Origin of the sequence: Leptolyngbya sp. AN10 (genome assembly GCF_050565645.1) — a bacterium.
Classification (GTDB): Bacteria; Cyanobacteriota; Cyanobacteriia; order Leptolyngbyales; family Leptolyngbyaceae; genus Leptolyngbya.
Window position 1 is genome coordinate 1 of the sequence record NZ_JBNXVP010000035.1, and the last position, 17366, is coordinate 17366.

The 17366-nt window shown below is 47.2% G+C and carries 18 protein-coding genes; 9 read left to right on the forward strand and 9 right to left on the reverse strand.

Going from position 1 to position 17366, the window contains the following annotated elements; all coding sequences use genetic code 11:
* Window positions 1-115: 115 nt before the first annotated feature.
* The 4 genes from ACQ4M5_RS32030 to ACQ4M5_RS32045 all read right to left on the reverse strand — a co-directional run bounded on the left by ACQ4M5_RS32030 (window position 116) and on the right by ACQ4M5_RS32045 (window position 4640).
* A complete protein-coding gene (locus ACQ4M5_RS32030; RefSeq protein ID WP_430679865.1) occupies window positions 116-1135 on the reverse strand; it encodes a hypothetical protein in 1020 nt (339 codons plus the stop codon).
* Complete coding sequence (locus ACQ4M5_RS32035) at window positions 1132-2346, reverse strand: hypothetical protein (protein ID WP_430679866.1); 1215 nt, start codon at window positions 2344-2346, stop codon at window positions 1132-1134. The genes ACQ4M5_RS32030 and ACQ4M5_RS32035 overlap by 4 nt, the downstream gene beginning before the upstream one ends.
* Before the next feature lie 153 nt (window positions 2347-2499).
* Window positions 2500-3417, reverse strand: a complete 918-nt coding sequence (locus tag ACQ4M5_RS32040; RefSeq protein WP_430679867.1) for a hypothetical protein — start codon at window positions 3415-3417, stop codon at window positions 2500-2502.
* A gap of 8 nt (window positions 3418-3425) precedes the next feature.
* Complete coding sequence (locus ACQ4M5_RS32045; protein WP_430679868.1) at window positions 3426-4640, reverse strand: caspase family protein; 1215 nt, start codon at window positions 4638-4640, stop codon at window positions 3426-3428.
* Between the two features lie 159 nt (window positions 4641-4799).
* Here ACQ4M5_RS32045 and ACQ4M5_RS32050 point away from each other — a divergent pair, with 159 nt between their 5' ends.
* Window positions 4800-6896 (forward strand): NACHT domain-containing protein, encoded by a 2097-nt coding sequence (locus ACQ4M5_RS32050; RefSeq protein ID WP_430679869.1) that lies wholly within the window; start codon window positions 4800-4802, stop codon window positions 6894-6896.
* A gap of 96 nt (window positions 6897-6992) precedes the next feature.
* Here the strand turns inward: ACQ4M5_RS32050 and ACQ4M5_RS32055 are convergent, their stop codons facing one another.
* Both ACQ4M5_RS32055 and ACQ4M5_RS32060 read right to left on the reverse strand, forming a co-directional pair.
* Entirely contained in the window at window positions 6993-7676 is a 684-nt protein-coding gene (locus tag ACQ4M5_RS32055; RefSeq protein WP_430679870.1) for a hypothetical protein, read from the reverse strand.
* 424 nt (window positions 7677-8100) lie between these two features.
* The gene (locus ACQ4M5_RS32060; protein WP_430679871.1) at window positions 8101-8514 is read right to left on the reverse strand and encodes a hypothetical protein; all 414 of its coding nucleotides are present in this window, start codon (window positions 8512-8514) and stop codon (window positions 8101-8103) included.
* Between the two features lie 63 nt (window positions 8515-8577).
* Between ACQ4M5_RS32060 and ACQ4M5_RS32065 the strand changes: the two genes are divergently transcribed.
* A complete protein-coding gene (locus tag ACQ4M5_RS32065) occupies window positions 8578-8784 on the forward strand; it encodes a hypothetical protein (RefSeq protein WP_430679872.1) in 207 nt (68 codons plus the stop codon).
* A 21-nt stretch (window positions 8785-8805) separates the two neighbouring features.
* Here ACQ4M5_RS32065 and ACQ4M5_RS32070 read toward each other — a convergent pair whose 3' ends face one another.
* Window positions 8806-9054: a GIY-YIG nuclease family protein gene (locus ACQ4M5_RS32070; protein ID WP_430679873.1), complete on the reverse strand. Its 249-nt coding sequence runs from the start codon at window positions 9052-9054 to the stop codon at window positions 8806-8808.
* A gap of 187 nt (window positions 9055-9241) precedes the next feature.
* Between ACQ4M5_RS32070 and ACQ4M5_RS32075 the strand changes: the two genes are divergently transcribed.
* Window positions 9242-9481, forward strand: coding sequence for a hypothetical protein (locus ACQ4M5_RS32075; protein WP_430679874.1), 240 nt, complete (start codon window positions 9242-9244; stop codon window positions 9479-9481).
* 52 nt (window positions 9482-9533) lie between these two features.
* Entirely contained in the window at window positions 9534-9773 is a 240-nt protein-coding gene (locus ACQ4M5_RS32080; protein WP_430679875.1) for a hypothetical protein, read from the forward strand.
* Window positions 9774-9787: 14 nt separating this feature from the next.
* Here the strand turns inward: ACQ4M5_RS32080 and ACQ4M5_RS32085 are convergent, their stop codons facing one another.
* On the reverse strand, window positions 9788-10534 hold the full coding sequence (locus ACQ4M5_RS32085) for a phytochelatin synthase family protein (RefSeq protein ID WP_430679876.1): 747 nt from the start codon (window positions 10532-10534) through the stop codon (window positions 9788-9790).
* Between the two features lie 539 nt (window positions 10535-11073).
* The gene (locus tag ACQ4M5_RS32090) at window positions 11074-11514 is read right to left on the reverse strand and encodes a hypothetical protein (RefSeq protein ID WP_430679877.1); all 441 of its coding nucleotides are present in this window, start codon (window positions 11512-11514) and stop codon (window positions 11074-11076) included.
* A gap of 346 nt (window positions 11515-11860) precedes the next feature.
* Between ACQ4M5_RS32090 and ACQ4M5_RS32095 the strand changes: the two genes are divergently transcribed.
* The 5 genes from ACQ4M5_RS32095 to ACQ4M5_RS32115 all read left to right on the forward strand — a co-directional run bounded on the left by ACQ4M5_RS32095 (window position 11861) and on the right by ACQ4M5_RS32115 (window position 17001).
* Entirely contained in the window at window positions 11861-15247 is a 3387-nt protein-coding gene (locus ACQ4M5_RS32095) for a CHAT domain-containing protein (RefSeq protein WP_430679878.1), read from the forward strand.
* A 215-nt stretch (window positions 15248-15462) separates the two neighbouring features.
* On the forward strand, window positions 15463-15723 hold the full coding sequence (locus tag ACQ4M5_RS32100; RefSeq protein ID WP_430679879.1) for a hypothetical protein: 261 nt from the start codon (window positions 15463-15465) through the stop codon (window positions 15721-15723).
* Between the two features lie 27 nt (window positions 15724-15750).
* Window positions 15751-15951, forward strand: a complete 201-nt coding sequence (locus tag ACQ4M5_RS32105; RefSeq protein ID WP_430679880.1) for a hypothetical protein — start codon at window positions 15751-15753, stop codon at window positions 15949-15951.
* An 89-nt stretch (window positions 15952-16040) separates the two neighbouring features.
* Complete coding sequence (locus tag ACQ4M5_RS32110; RefSeq protein ID WP_430679881.1) at window positions 16041-16832, forward strand: hypothetical protein; 792 nt, start codon at window positions 16041-16043, stop codon at window positions 16830-16832.
* A 4-nt stretch (window positions 16833-16836) separates the two neighbouring features.
* Window positions 16837-17001, forward strand: a complete 165-nt coding sequence (locus ACQ4M5_RS32115) for a hypothetical protein (protein ID WP_430679882.1) — start codon at window positions 16837-16839, stop codon at window positions 16999-17001.
* The last annotated feature ends 365 nt before the right edge of the window (window positions 17002-17366 follow it).

Here is a 17366-nt window from a genome sequence, read left to right on the forward strand (position 1 = left end):
ACCCAACATGCTAAACACGGCATCATAGAGGCGAGGAGCATTTTCCATAGCAGTAATTTAGTTTGATGTGGTAATCCACTAGATTACGGGATTTTGCTCCTCTCCTCCAGTTTTGTCAGTCAACCAGTAGTGGAGGGTTATGTTGACTTTCAACGAGAAGCCGCCTCTTTAACAAAGCATGAAACCGGTCTTGCACATGAGGTGAGTTTGATGTGAAAGAATGCGAAACATCGCTAGCGAGTATTCGGAGGATTTCATTAAACTCTAGTGGAGAAACATTGCTCCCTAATGTTCTGTCAGAACTAGCTAAGTTATTGATCTCTAATGACTCACTTGGGTCTGTGAGTGAGTTTTCTAACGGCGCGTTCTCAGGGAATCGGTTTTTTTCAGCAGGTTCTAACAATCTATAAAGTTCTGAGCGTGTAATTCTTTTTTTGACAAGATTTGGTCCCTTGCCAAACTGAGCAAGATTCAGCATTATTCGCTTCAGGATGTCTTGTTCTTCTGAAGACAATTCCTCGATTAATTGATCAGCAGCTTGAATCAACGCTTGTCGTCCTCTACCAACCTGACGATAGTTCTCCCAGGTAATTTTGTTGCGATCGCGCCTCTCCCACAAACGGAACAAGATGAACTGTAATAACGACGCTCCATCAGGTTCATAGAGTGTATCTTGTATTAAAGCATCGATGATTCCTTCCTCGAACTTTAGACCAACCAGGTCTGCTGGTTTCTCGATGGCTTCTCGCAAATTGCTGGCACTTGGACTTGCGCTCTGGATTTGTCGAAACGGCTCAAGGTCTGCATAGGGACAGGAATTATCGTCCAGATTCGGAGCATAAGTTGAATCGAACTCACCTAAAGTAGCATCGGGAGGTTCATAACCAGCCCGGTATAGCATCGATGACCAATAATCTAGAAGTCCTTGGGCAGCCCAACGATCGTCCTCGCCGTCTAATAAGGCTCCCAGAATCTTGCCTCGACGGATTAACGCATCGATTTCATATAGCACATCAGGACTGTTCCCTTGCTCTCGATACCTCTTAAGCAATTGGTTATGAACTATTCTGAGCGATGCCAGTGATGGAAAATTCTCTCCATCACTTGTTTCATTCGAGAGGTTAGACTGACTCATTCGAGTATCCTCAAAATAGCGGTCAAGGGTTCGCCCACTTTTCTTAACTCGTCACATAGCCTTTTCAATGTCACATCCACCTTGTAGAAGCTATGCCGCGCCTGTCTTTGATACGACCAGAAGCATCGCCTTATTTTTGCTGGATTGTCTTCTGAAAGTGCTACATCTAGATTCTGACAATCCTGCTTAAAAGAAACAGCCCAGTCATCTGTCTGGTTCTCAAACAACATCTCAGTCTTGTTCTTCAAATCAGACCAGGACAACTCTAGTTCTGTCAAATCTAAATCCAGGTGTGCCTCAATCCGCCGCAAATCCAAATCCATCTCCTGAAGGTAATCGTGAGCAATGATCAAGGCAGTGAGTCGGCTGTCTAGTTCAGCGATCGCTTCAACGCCGCTCTTGAACTGACTCAATTTTCCTGGATCGATTTCGCCATCTTTGAACTGCTGCCAGATTGTTGCAGTAGCAGTAATTAGCGCTGGTAAACGTAAAGCGCCTGCGGCTGCATTCAAACTAGTATTGATTCGCGAGGGTTGAATTGCCAAGACTCGTTCTAGTAACCAGATCGTCTTTTGCAACTGCTCTATACTGGAGGAGTCAATTGCCTGCTGCAAGGCTAAATACGCCTGCTCTAATTTTTCCAACCAGCTTAATTTGCTGACATTAACAATCTGTCGATCTGCAATTTCTCGTACACTAGCAATCACGACTTGAAGTGCCTGATGATATCCAATCAAGCTTTCTAAAGCAATCGAGTCCTCTATGAATGTTTTGAGATGCTTATCTCTTGCAATGCTGCGATAACACTGATCCAAAGTGTGGAGCTGATCGTGAAGCTCTTTCAGATCAGCGATCACGTCAATCTGTTGATGCGCCGCTTGGAAATCGATCCGAAAGGCAGTCGCTGCTTGTTGAACCTTGGGAAGCTTCATTAATTCTGCCAAGGCATTCAAGCCTGTTTTAATCGGTTCTCCATATTCCTTGTTGTGGATCAGAAGTTCTTCTCTCACAATCCGCCGAATTGTGTTGATGTCTGTCTGGTAGGTAATACGATCGCCAATATGAACTTCTTGTCCTTTCCCTAGATTGATCGCATACTTACCTTGCTGTTGCACGTTCTGCTCAGCACGATCATTGTTCTCAGACGCAAGCACCTGCTCAAGGGCGTGGGTTGCCCGAATCCCGGTTGGATTGAGTTCATCTCTAGGCATTGCTGATCCATTGAACGAAACTGTAGATCATTTTTGCAGATTTTTGATATTCAATCGGTATGCTCATGCGGTTTTTCAAACGGTTGGACAACGAGATGTAGCATTTAATTGCCTAAAGCTGCGATCGCTAAGTTCAGATCACTCATCTTTCGTTTAATCTGGATCTTCAAAACTAGGCTCTGGCTCTATAATTCCCCGCCAAAGATAATCAGTTAATGCTCGACCCGTTCGTTGCTCTTCTGTGGGATTTTTGGGCAACGGGAATCGCAGGGACTTGTAGAGCGTCGTGCGATGTAAATCAAAAGCGGACTCGACTAAATCCCCATAGATTGCAGCCGCATCCAGTATCCAACGATGAGCAAGAAACGCAGAAGAAACAGCGACTAGGATTGCCCACCAAGCCCAAACGCTCCAAATCAAGAACAGCACACTCCAGATCCAAATTCTGACCATTGTGTTGAGTCTGGCTCGTGCCTCGGATAATTCAGTTTTCACCTCAGTCGGCAAGAGCAACCAGAGGCGAGGAAAACAGACGATCGACTCTAATCCATACTTCTCTAGAGGACGACGTTCAGCCGCTCTCAGAATATTACCGAGTCGCGTCGGCATCAAGCGATCGATCTCAGTTGGAGTCTGCTTCAATTGCCAATCGATCTGAACATACTCATCTGCTTCTTCTGGCGTAAGATTCTTAATTCCCTGGCTTGCTAAAATCTGAAACCGCTTTTCTGCTTGCTCGATTTTCGCTCTCTGCCGCTTGATTAATTGTCGTCGTAGCGGTCGCAGCCATCGAAACCAATAGCCTTCTAGCAATCGTAAGACCGAAAACTCAAGTTGCTGAACGACGATCGCGGAAGTTGAAATAGCAAGCAGTCCCGCGATGAGCGTTGTGAATGGCTGTACGATCGCTTTCTGATTCAGCCATTGCTCGAAGGTATTCCAGTTCGATTGCGAGTGAAGTATCCACGCCAACAGACCCCCAAACCAAAAGACAAAAGCAGGCGTAAAAACTTTTGCCACCCACTCTTTGGCAAGTGTATCGCCTAAACTCTCTAGAAACTTTGGTAGCATGACAGCCCTTATGAACGGCGAACGGGGACGAGATCGACCTGATGAAGCGAGCATTGTGGAATGGTCTGCCCGACCGAACGGCGCACCCAAGAAATTTCGCAGTCTATTTCTGGACACACAAATTTTGTCGCTGCGATCGGTTGCGCTTCGCCTGGTAACGGTTCAAATCCTTTGGCAGATCGGATCTCTGCTTCATCATCATCCGATTCATCTCCGACCCGCAGTCCTGTGATGTGCCCAGCATTGAGATTGTATTTGCCCTGCTGAACAACATTATGCTTGCCCACCACATTGCCATCTCCGGTGACGATGGTTGATCCCGAAGCATCTCGAACGGCAACAGAACGATCGCCAATCGCCTGCACAGTCACCGATGCAGTCGGCTGATCTTTCACGGCATCCCATCCGCCCACAGGAAGCCCTTTTCCACCCTGAATCAGCGCTAGATCGAAATTTGTCATCTCGCTGCTCACCCAGGGTTGCTGTTGGGCTTGGTGTTCTTGTTGGACACTGAGCGGTACAGTTCGATCGAGATGTTTCACGATGTCTGCTACGGTTACAGTCGTCTCTCCAGGTTTGTTCGCTTTGCCGCGTAATGCCTCAATCAAGTGGTAAGTATAGATGCTCATGGTGTCGTCTTTGCGAATCCAGGATTTCTGTTCGCCTTTTGAAGACAACAGCACGACACGCCCTTCACCTTGAGCGAGACGATCAAAAAAGCCTCTTGTGGGAGCCGTTGGAGTGACATTGGGCGGAAGCATTAGTCCTTCTTTAGCACTTGCCATTCCTTGAGCATGACAGCAATCGAGAATCACTAGGAGTCGCTTGGCAGGAATTTGACGCAGGGCAGTATTGAAGATTTCTGCGGCGATCGCAGTGTCTTTCCAAGCATACGGATTGAGATCATGCGGGAGAAGATAGTAGCTCTGATCGCTCGTGTCGAGCCAACCGTGACCAGAATAGTAAACGATTACAGTTGCTTCTGGATCAGCCTCAGCTTGAGCTTTGAGCCACTGTAGCCCATTCAAGATCGATTGCTTTGTTGCATTTTGGTCATGGAGCGATCGTAGGTGAGAATCTGGATACCCACACAAATCAGGATTGACCAGAATTTGTTGTAGGGCTTGAATATCATTGACAGTGACAGGTAGCGATAAGCGGGAGTCAGCGCATTGTCCAATTCCAACGAGGAGAGCGTAACCGTGGGCAAAGGTTTGAAGCATAATCAACGTGTCCTAAGGTCAAGGCTTCGTCTTTATAAAATAACTTTGTCGTTTAGTGTATTTACGGAAACTAAAGGTTTTTGACAGACGTTTTTGCATAAACAGAGAAAATTTATAGTTGGAAATGGAAAAATAATAAGCCTGTATTGATTGCATAATATGCTCGATTTCAAGCTAGAAGACGTTTTCAATCGAATTGAATCGGGAGAACCCCTAAGCAAGCGAGATTTGCAGGTTTTGGAAAGGGCAGTGCGATCGCAGCAAGTGACAATTCAGGGAAACGCTGATCGAACAGTCATTGTTGCGGGTAATGGAAATGTGGTCGGCGATCGTAATCTTGTCGTCACTGGATCTGATGCAGAAGCCCTCCGTACATGGATGGGAAAACGACCCTGGAGTGAAAAGAGGCTGCTAGGAGCAGTTAGAAATCAAGTTGAATCGAGACTGAAGCAATCATTACACAATGCGGTTTTTATTAGATTAGGGAGAGAATTACAACCTGGTCGAGTCAAACGTCCTTGGGATTCACTGGTTAAGATTGGCGACAGTCCTGCTAAATTACTTCCAGACTTCATGACGCTCCTAGAGGTTTTTGAGGAACCAGAGATCGCAGGTAAGCTCTTAATTTTAGGAAAGCCAGGTGCAGGAAAGACAACGACATTACTAGAGTTAGCGCAAGCTCTATGTAATCAAGCAGAGCAAAGCGCAGAATTTCCAATTCCAGTACTCTTCAATCTATCGAATTGGAAAGATAATCAGCAACCGATCCAAGACTGGCTGACGGCAGAATTGAGTGTGCAATACGGTGTTGCTAAGCATATTTCTAGACCTTGGTTGAGAGATGGCAAACTGCTGCTGATGCTAGATGGACTAGATGAGTTAAGAAGCTCTGATCAAGCACCTTGTATTAATGCAATCAATGCTCTATTACAAAGCCAATCTCGTCCTCATTCTATTGTTGTGTGTAGCCGTGATGAAGAGTACTGTAAACATGAGAAAATTAAGCTCGAACTCAATGCAGCTATCTATATCGAACCTCTTAAGGACGAGCAAATCTATCATTATCTAGAACAATTGCAGCGCCAAGACCTGTGGAACTTGATTCAGGGAGATTGGAATTTACGTGAGCTAGTTAGAACTCCCTTATGGTTAAGTATGCTCGTTATAGCACAGCCAGAGCTAGAATTTTTAGATTGGCGGCAGCCTACCACTGAAGGACGTTTTCGTGCTTTGCTGAACGCCTATATCCGTCAGATGATGAAACGTCCAGTACGGCGGGACATTGAAATTCGAGGAAGTCTTCCTACTGAACGAAAAACAGTCGATCAGTTAGTTTTTCTTGCCCAACAGATGCAACGAGAATCTGAAACTGAATTTTTAATTGAAGCAATACAACCCTCATGGTTGCCAGAACGTTCTTTCTGGCAGTTCGTCTATGACCTGCTTAATCGTCTGTTAATCGGGTTCGCTCTGGCAATAAGTTTTGCAGTACCGCTATATCTCTCCAATGGAATCATTAGTTCAGTTCTTGCTGCTCTGGTTGGATTCTGCTTTGGAGCGATGACGAGAATCAAGCAAAAGATTCAAACGGTTGAAACGTTGAGATGGTCTTGGCGATCATTTGGGCAGGGCTGTAAATCTGGAATAGAGTTCGGAGTGACGATCTCAGAGTCTCTACTCCGGATCAATCATGCTCGCACATATCTTTCTACAAGGAAGCTGAGAGCTAGGGTTGCCTATTTGTTGAGTCATAAGGGGATGTTAGGAATCGCATGTTTAATTGCGGGAGTCATGCTCGGTGCTATAAGTTGTCCTCTGTTCGGCTTAATGAGTGGTATCGAAGGTGGCTCAGACATCGAAGAAAAGATTATTCCCAATCAGGGAATTCTGAAGTCAAGAAATAACTTGCTCACCTTTGTTCTTATTTGGGAATTAATCATCGGGGTTCTTCTTGCAATAACGGTAGGTGTGATACAGCGTTCGTTCGACCTGACGTTTCAAGCTTTAGTTGTTGGAACAAGTTTTGGCATGGCTTTGGGTCTTTTATTAGGCTTAGAACTAGGAGGGCGGGTTTGCATTCAACATCTCACACTCCGCGTCTTCCTTTGGTGCCTCGGCTGTACTCCTTGGAATTATGCTCGATTTTTAGATTATTGTACTGAGCGTCTTTTTCTTCAACGAGTAGGAGGACGCTACCGTTTCATTCATCGGTTGTTGCAGGAACACTTCGCTGCGATGCCTTTAGAAAGAGGATAGAAGTCGAAAGACTTGGGAATTAAGCTTGGAAAGCGGAAGCAGATGACGTTTTGTGCTGTTTACGATTCTGATTATGCTAACTTCTGACAGTAGCCATTAGTAGGGCGGATCTGCTGGACCATCGTAGCCACACATCCCCATTCGAGGAGAATTTACCAATTCCATGGGTTCACCGTAATTATCGTGAGGGTGACTCTCCGTGTGGTTATCACATAGCGTCCCTTCGGAATGCTCTTCAATTAAACACTCCATACACAAATGAGTCGCAGGTTTTTCACATTCAATGCAGGAATACTCTGGCATATTGTTTCTTGCCACCAGCGCGATCGCTTTTGTCGTCGTAGGCTTTCCTTCTCGGACATCCACACGTTTGACTAATGTTTCTGAAGACGTGCCGAAATCATAAATGTGTGTGAGTTCGTCGCTCTTCTGAAACACATCACTAATTTTCCGCCGCATCCCAACTTCTCGCACAAATCCACCTCCTAATGAAAACTGGCTCATGTGACCGCAACATTCGAGCCAAATCGATCGTAGGTAATTGTCTAGATCTTGAAGAGTTTTAGAGCCGCGCATCTCCAGGTCAAGCCAGTACTCACTTCGATACGCATCCTGCACTCGCAAATGATAAAGCAATTCGCTATTCCCTTTCTTTTTCTCAGCATTCGCGATCGCTTCTTGTCGCTGTGGACAAGTTGCAAGGTGTTTCGTGATGCCGCTCTTGGAAAGCTCTTTGCCGCAGTAGGCACAGGTTCCCTTCGATTGTTTTCTTTGAGCCACGATCGTCCTTCCTCAGTCATTTGAGAATCAATTTCCATATTAAGCACGATGGATTACTGCTTAATCTATTGCGAAACCTATTTATAGAATTCGGAAAATATGCAATCTCAGTGTATTTTCTTATGAAGAAGAGGTAATCAATATACAAGCAATTATTGCCCGAAAATAGGTGCGATCGCGAATCCTTGAAACGCATTTTTTATAATTCAACTTGCTCAAATCCTCAATTTCACCAAAACTGCGTAAGAGTCGTTTCAGGAACTTCCGAGCTTTTGGTGGTGATCGAAGCTTTCAGATTCTTCTGAAGCCCGATATTCGCGTTAGCGGAATTTGCGGTAGCTCCGCTTCCCGTAGGGTTCGCATCTATGGGTCACCAAAAGCTGACATGATCCCGATCTGAGTGCAATTTTGCACTATCAGTCGTTCAAGAACCGCTATCAATTTTGCTGACTTGTTGCACCGTAACTCTATCTGCACAGTCACGCGCAATCGTTGTGGCGATCGCATTAAGCTGAAGCGCAACGCAGCACCGTTCGCTATTATCACTTGCGTTGGAGTACCGCTTCACAAGCTCCCTGATCTGCTGCTTCTGTTCCTCGATCGTTGTCGCAACGAGCGTGTGAACCCACTCAGGATTCACCGTCACGGTTCCTGCGTGTCTCAACTCCTCACGAACGAGTAGCGCAGCGGCTTCCGCGAATTGAAGTGCGCTATTCATGCGGAAAATCGGACTTTCTTTGTCTAAATCCGTCATCAGAAACTGACTGAGACCTAAGACTCGAACCTGACAACCCCTCAGTGAATTTAGGTCTCCGACGTGAATGGTTGAATCAGTCATGCCCGATACTCCTTACTTTCGATTCGCAGCAATTGGCGCTCTGGTTCAGAGTAAACGAATCTGATGACGAACACCACTGTTTCGGCGTATCTCGTGGGCACAGCAATTCTTTTAGAATTCCCTTTGCCCTCTTTTCACATACAGAAAGCAGTCTTTTTAGTTCAATTGATCACCCTCGCGTTTCGTCGATCACCCATCACGATCGGAACTTGCTCAACTCTTTCATCGCCGTGCGAACAATGCTGCTGCGCGATCGCGATTATCGGTTGATACCCCGCTGCGCTCTAGATTTCAACCCGTCCACGGCGGACTCTTACGACCCTCGGCGATCTCCATCTTCTGTGACCTCTTCATCTGCTTAATCTGATATTCCACCTGCATTGCTGCTCTCTTCGTCACAAACTGCCATGACGCAACCAATTCCACAGGTCGATGCGCTCTCGTATACCGCCCGCCTTTGCCCGCATTGTGAGCCGCAATTCGCTGTTCGACATTCTTAAGTGTAGCCCGTGTACAAGCTGCCGTTTGCGCACCGAACAATATAGACGTAATGCCATTGCATTGACTCTGCTTTTTTCATTAATCCGTCCTGCGAACATTTCCGGCGTTCAATTCTCTCCTGGGATTCCACCGCAATCAATGCTCCACAATCTCCTAACAGAATCGTTCAACCCTCACCGATGAAATGCTACAAGATGAAAGTCACGAATGCTGATGAGAGCAAATTATGAGCGAATCTAATGACGATCTCCTTCTCTCACAGTGCGAAAACTCTTCGTATTACGCGGGTGAATTGATTGAGACTCCCAACCCGCACTGGACGAAAGAGCAGCAGATTGAGTTGTTGAACTGGCATCCGATGTCTACGGGGAGATGTCCGAATTGTGAGCGGTCATTACAGCAAACTCATCCAGTGCGGGTTCATTCGAGTTGTGAGCATTGTGGCTGGAAAGATGATTCGGTCTGAGGATTAAGCTAGAAGCTAGAATCGATGTCCAGCCTAGTGGAAGAATCAAGAGATGAGACAGTTAGTAAAAGTGTTTGCAATGTTCACTATTCATCGGCAGCAGGGGAATATCGATCGCGATCGTACGGGTAGAGATGCACCCAAACCTTCCGCTCGTTCCTGTTCAACCTGTTCCTATTGGATGCGTGGGATTAAGCCTCATGAGCCAGACGTATGTAACGCCTTCCACAGTCCGACTCAGAATGTTTGTGCTATGAATGAGTGCCCGGATTGGGAATTGAAGTGGCGATGAGAAGTTGAGTTTGCTTACTGATGAATCAGCAAATAGCCGCGAGTGCGATTTGTACTGAAATCGTGCGTGTTCATTGCTTTCCATAAATCAGAGGCAGACACCCAAACCAGAGGGTATTTGTAGCTAGAGACATCTTTAATTAGGAAACGATCGCTCTTCTCGTGATAAGCAGAAATGGGGGAGATGTGCCCTCCTTTGGTCTGACCGATACCCGCACGCTCATAATTCACGACAACAAAATCGCGATCGCGGGCTAAATTCGCTTTCACTTGGGTTCTAAACTGCTCTAGGGTCGTGTCAGAAGCATGGTGCGTTTCAACTCGTACTTCATGACTTTTTAAGAGCGCTGCTAACTGTTCCAACGACATTCCCATGAAGGCAACGGCGTAGGAAGACCGAATCTTTTCGGCTTGCGGAGTAAAGAAAGTGTCTTGATTGAATGGGGGAACCGATGGTTTTAAGGCATTGAGTACCGTAACAGCACTAGCGACACCACAATAAGCCCGAAGCTTCTGAGTTTGAAACTGTTGAGCGAGAATAGCGTAATCCTGCTTAGTACGGCTCTCTGCAAGGAGTTGTTGACCGAGTGGGGAATCCAGCCCGATCAGATTGGATGGCAATGAAAGACGGTGAACCGAAGGCGGGGAAAAGACATACGCACTGATTCCAACAAAACTTGTACCAAAAATGACTGTGATCGCGATCGCAGATCTGACCACTATTTTGCGAAATGTCCGTGCTAATTTGGCAGTCTGGTTCATCCTTTCGTCTCACTGACCGAATGGCAACACCTTGACCCTCTATCTTAAACCGTTTGACAATAGCGAATGGGCTTAAAAGATGGTGAGCATTCTGAACATCACGTCCTTCAATCAAACTGATAAACGTATCGCGATCACTTTGTGTCAACAGCAGTTTGTAACGTTCTTCACCATCCTCTAAACCATTGAACAAAAAGAAATTCTCAATCTTGCGGCGATTCGTTTCGAGTTTTGTACCCGTTTCCTCGATCTCTTTACCGACTGCTGCAAGCAACAGAGAAAGCGTGGTCAGTCATTGCTGTCCGTCGATTACCAGCAGTTCTGGCATTGATGCTACATGAATTGAATCGCCAATGTAGACGATCGAACCGATGAAATACCCTGCCCTATCAGGGTCTTCCGCTGTCCGAATCACGTCCTGCCAAAGTTGTTGGCACTGTTTTATTGTCTAGCTATAAGTTCGCTGATAAATCGGGATGACAAATTGTTTGCGGGGTTGGAGAAATTGCAGGAAGTTGATTTCAGTAGCTTTCATAGTTCTAAGATTGCTGAATGACTGGGTAAGCGACAGGCTTGATGCCATCACTTAGAATTAAGTTCTGTTCATCTGTATCCTTAACCAGTTCAACCACAAACTGTGAGGTCTCTAATTGAGCTTTTGCTCCATCAGTGTAATCTCTCAGCAGCTTTTGAACCGATCGAATACCTTTCCAGGTATTCAATTTCTTCAACGTATCTTTCACGGTTTTACGATCGAGTCCCTCCGGCAAAACGATGAATGTGTTAATGCGTTGCTGAATTCTATTTAATCGATCTGACGTAATGCTAATGTTTTCTGGTGTCTCAGCCTGAGCAAGTTCTTGAGATCGCTGTTGCTTTAGAGTGACTAGCTGTGTGTACAGAGTTTGAGCGAGCGATCGAAGATACTCAGCAGATAAGACATCTCCGGCTTCTGGAGTTTTGAATGCAGTTGCCAGCAATGCTCTATAAGCATCTCGTTCTCCAGTTTGATCATTCCAGAACAGTAAAGAAATGAGATCGTTTGTTGAAGCGGAGATCTAGATTTTGGGGCTGACATCGTGAAGTTAATTGGGAATGTTCAGATAATTTAGTTCTATCCCCTATGCGATCGTGGATTTTGCCCAAATTGATTCATAAAGCCGCCAAAGTGATCCTGACAGGGATTGCGGCGCTAAGCGGAATGTATGGATGCGGGTAGCGGCTATCCCTATATGCAATGTCAGGAAACTGAAATTTCTTCCCATGTAAATCTGGCAAAATGAAAAATAGTTGTGTAGCTTTCTGCGGCTGCTTGAGAGATAACTTATGACGAATGAGCAACGGGAACAGGCGTATATCCAGTTGATTGAGCAACTGTTGAATTGTCCGCAGGGACAAGAGGAGGCGCTGTTGCAGGCGAATGCAGAATTAGTGAATGCGGGGCTGCTGGAGATGATGCGGAAATATGCTGACTGGATGGAGAGTCAGGGCGATCGCAGTGTGGTACGGCTGCGGAACTTTGCGGGGCAGGTAGCGCAGGCACTATATGCGAGAGGCTTTCTAGTAGAAGTTGTGCAGTTGATTGCTCAGACTAAGGGTGACCGGAACCAGATGTATGAGTTCTTTCGCTCCAATCTTGCCAGATTTGATCAAGCATTACTATCAGCATTGCCAGACGTATTTCAATTCTTAATTCAGAAGAAGGATAAAGCTCTTATCGCATGGGTCTTCGTAGAGTTTGGTAATTTGATTAACCAGTTTCCTCTAGGAACTCGCGGGTTAAATTTAGAGTTAGGCATCGCTGCCTATGAACAAGTGCTACAAGTCAGAACCCGCAACGCTTTCCCCGAACAATGGGCAATAGTGCAGAATAACTTAGCCAATGCTTACAGTAAACGAATTCACGGCGAACGGGCAGATAATTTTGAACGAGCCATTACTGCCCATGAACAAGCGCTCCAAGTCAGAACCCGCAACGCATTTCCTGAAGATTGGGCAATAACGCAGCACAACTTAGCTTCTGCCTACAGTAAACGAATTCGTGGCGAACGGGCAGATAACCTCGAAGAAGCGATTATCGCCTACGAACAAGCGCTTCAAGTCAGAACCCGCAACGCATTTCCTGAAGATTGGGCAATGACACAGAATGGCTTGGCTTCTGCTTACAGTAACCGAATTCGTGGCGAACGAGCGGATAATCTTGAACAAGCGATTATCGCCTACGAACAAGCACTCCAAGTCTTCACCCGCGACGCTTTCCCTGAAGATTGGGCAATGACGCAGAATGACTTGGCAGTTGTCTATAGTAAGCGAATTCACGGCGAACGGGCGGATAATCTCGAACAAGCGATTATTGTCTGTGAACAAGCACTCCAAGTCAGAACCCGCAACGCTTTCCCTGAAGATTGGGCAATGACGCAGCACAACTTGGCTCTTGCCTACAGTAAACGTATTCGTGGCGAACGGGCAGATAATCTCGAACAAGCAATCATCGCCTACGAACAAGCGCTCCAAGTCAGAACCCGCAACGCATTTCCTGAAGATTGGGCAGTCACGCAACATAACTTGGCAGCCGTCTACCGTAACCGAATTCGTGGCGAACGGGCGGATAATCTCGAACAAGCAATCATTGCTTATGAACAAGTGCTACAAGTCTTCACCCGCAACGCTTTCCCTAGAGATTGGGCAATGACGCAGCATAACTTAGCAAATGCTTATGCTGACCGAATTTGCGGCGAACGGGCGGATAATCTCGAACAAGCAATCATCGCCTACGAACAAGCGCTCCAAGTCAGAACCCGCAACGCATCTCCTGAAGATTGGGCAGTCACGCAACATAACTTGGCTTTTACTTACAGTAAACGAATTTGCGGCGAACGGGCAGATAACCTCGAACAAGCAATCATCGCCTACGAACAAGCGCTCCAAGTCAGAACCCGCAACGCATCTCCTGAAGATTGGGCAATGACACAGAATAACTTGGCTCTTGCCTATGCTGACCGAATTTGTGGCGAACGAGCGGATAATCTTGAACAAGCGATCACCGCCTACGAGCAAACGCTCCAAATCTTCACCCGCAACGCTTTCCCTAATGCCTGTCGTCGAACATCTCGTAATCTTGGTGATCTTCACTTTCAGCAACAGAACTGGAATGCGGCAAAGACAGCCTACAGCAATGCTCTAAAAGCTGCCGAAATCCTTTACCAGTCTTGCATTCTCCTAGAGAGTAAAGCGGCAGAACTGGCAGAAACAGCAGACCTCCCTCGACGAACGGCTTATGTGCTAGCTCAGACTGGCAACCTTACCCAAGCGGTAGAAACCTTAGAACAAGGACGGGCGCGTGGGCTAAGCGAAAGCCTGAACCGAGATCGCGCCGATCTCGCTCAGCTCCAACAACGCCATCCAGACCTATACAGCCAATACCAAACCCTAACCCAATCTCTTCGCAATCTAGAAAGTACGCAACGAGAGCAAACAACTTCCTCCGATCGTCAGCAACCTACCCCTGAAACAACTAGAGAAGCAGCGATCGCACTCCGTCAGCAACTCGATCACCTGATCCAACATATCCGCCAAGTTCCTAACTATGAAAACTTCCTGACGCTGCCCAAGTTTGCAGAAGTTCATGCGGCTACCCAGCCCAATCGCCCCTTGGTCTATCTCATCAGCACCTCTGCGGGTAGCCTTGCACTACTGGTCACGCCAGACAACATTGATGCAATTTGGCTCAACAACTTCACCGACACCGAATTAACTGACCTGCTGAATAACACTTGGTTTGCTGCCTACAATCAATTCCAGCGCGATCGACAAGGCTGGTACGACGCAATCGATCACGTCACTCGTCAACTTTGGAAACCGCTGATGGAACCCCTGATTCGTCATCTCCAAACCCATAACGTCGATCAAGCGGTTCTCATCCCGACTGGATACCTCAGCTTACTCCCGCTCCACGCTGCTTGGACAGAGGATGCTACAAAGCCAACTGGACGACGCTATGCCCTCGATGATATCCACTTCACCTACACCCCGAATGCCAAATCTCTTACCGCTGCTCAAGCGATCGCGACTCGCACCCCTACCGACTCAATCCTTGCGATCGATAATCCAACCCAAAACCTCAAAGACTCAGAACGGGAAATCAAAGCCGCGATCGCAAGTTTCCACCAACGCACTGTTCTCCGCCACAACGAAGCCACGATTAAAGAAGTACGATCGCATCTTTCAGAAGCCGAGATCGTTCACTTCTCCTGCCACGGGACTGCCAATCTCGCAGACCCGCTTAATAGTGGACTCTCGATGAGTGACGGACTTCTGACGTTGCGAGATATTCTTGCGCTGAATTTGAGCGATCGCGGTGGCATTCGTCTTGCTATTCTCTCTGCCTGCGGAACCGGACTCACCGGAATCGAAAACGCCGATGAAGCGATCGGGTTACCCACCGGACTACTTCAAGCTGGAGTCGCTGGAGTCATCGGCTCCCTTTGGTCAGTCTTTGGTCTCAGCACCATGATCCTCTTGACCCGTTTCTACGACCTCTGGCGGACAGACGGACTTGAACCTGCAATCGCCCTAAACCAAGCCCAACGCTGGATGCACAGTACCACCGACGGCGAAAAAGCCCGATACTGCGGTTTGATAACCTTGAATCCAAGCGATCGTGCCTATGCTCACCCCTTCCACTGGGCAGCTTTCAGCTATCTTGGCATATAAACTGGAGAAGAGAGAAAACAACACTTCATGGGCAAGAAAAACCACCGAAAAGCAATCCGGAGCCTAACCCAACGCATCACAGAGCATCAGGAGAAAATCTGATTTAGATTTAGAGAAAGAATCTCCAGACCAAGGACTCATTGCCCACTGAGAAAAAGAAATCTGTGCTTTTGAAAAAGGCATTCAGCAAGCCAAAAACAACTGGGAAACTAACCATGCAAATCACAGAACGCCCGATCGCCGTCAGCAACAGCACCCTTAATACACTGACCCGTGAACTCGGTAGTGAATGTCAAAAAGTCGTTACCCTGCTCAACCAACTCCAACTGCCTAATCTAACCCCTAACCAACAAGCTACCATCCTCGCTGAACTGCTCACTTCCGCCATTCACATGCATATCCATTGTGGCGAAGACTTCCAAACCCTTATCTCAGATGCCTTAGAAGCCCTCCCCGACACCGACGAAACCGAATAGCTGCCACCTTCTCAATCGACTCATCCCATGGTTACCCTAGACCAAATTCGCCAAATTGCCCAAGCCATCCAGCCCAAACTCCCCAAACTCCTACCCTCTGACATCGCCGCCAACCTCGATTCCCAACTCACTGCTCTGCTCATCCCTGCCCAGCCACCACTCATTCAGTGCCTTCCCATGTCCGCAAAGTTCTTGGAAGGGTTCGGGGCTAAACTTGCCGAACAATGAATTGCTAATCTATTTGCACCCGCGTTTGTCTTCTGGATCGGCGGTATTCTCGCTTATACTGACCGCTACAGTTGGCAATCGATTGCCCAATGATTTCCGATGCCAAATTTGAGCCGCTCCAAGTCGGCATTCTCGCGATCGTTCTCATCTCTGCCTTTGTCGTCCAACGCTTTGATACCGAAGTGCTACGCGGACTCGAAGGCTATTGGTATCCGGGCATTCGCAATTTAGGGCGACCCATCCTTGATCGCATGACCCAATCCCAAATTAAGCGTCGAAAAAACCTCTTAAACCGATGGAAGAAACTACACGAGAAATATAACCAGCACCAACTTTCTGCCCTCGATCGCGCCGAATACGTCAGGCTCGATCGTGCCCTCCGTCAATTCCCCAGTCTCGACGACGACTTCATGCCCACTCGTCTCGGCAACATTCTCCGCGCCGCCGAGCGCCGTCCCTACGATCGCTACGGACTCGATGCCATCATTTGCTGGTCGCGTCTCTGGCTCCTCATGCCCGACAGCGCCAGAAAAGAACTGCAAGATGCCCGCACTGAACTCAACAACGGCGTGCGAATTTGGACATGGAGTATTCTCTTTCTAGTCTGGACAATCTGGACATGGTGGGCAATTCCTTGCGCGATCGCATCTGCTTTCTTTGCCTACTGCTGGATTCTCGATGGTGCGATCGTCTACGGCGACCTGATCGAATCCGTCTTTGACCTCTATCGCACTTCCCTTTACCAATCGCTCCGCCTCCCCTTACCCGCCCATCCCGCAGAAGAAAAAGCAATGGGCTTGGAAGTAACCGAGTACCTTTTCCGGGGATCTCAGTCTAATCGGCTTCAGTTCACACCGCCCACAAGTGGCGAGAAAAAGTAAAATAGTGGAGGCGAGGCAAACGATTTCCGCCTTAACCGTCGTGGGACAGATTCCGATCAAGTCGCTCACCCTCGAAGAATTCCTCCAACTGCCGGAAATTAAACCCATTGGCAAGTATATCGCCCGATTGAACGATCGCTGTCTTCCTAAAAAGCTTGTTGATCTGTAAAAATGCTCAAAAAAATGAGCAAGTGCCCCTTTTTGCCAGAATCGTTGCCATATTCCAATTATGAAATTTAAGGGGGCTGCAATGCCCTTTTTCTCTAGTGGGTTGAGAGTGCGATCGTTCCTCTTATACCAATTGGAAAAATCAATGCGACAAATCCCGCGTTTGCCCGATGTCGCAGAGACGATTCGCCGAATCGTCTCTGCCCACGCGAATCGTCTCTGCCCAGGTTTCGCGGTGAAATGACGATTGTTCGATGTGTTGCATCAAATGATCAGAATCGGTATTATACCAATTTGAAAAAACAGTGCAACACATCCTGCGTTCACCCGACGACGTAGAGACGATTCGCCGAATCGTCTCTACTA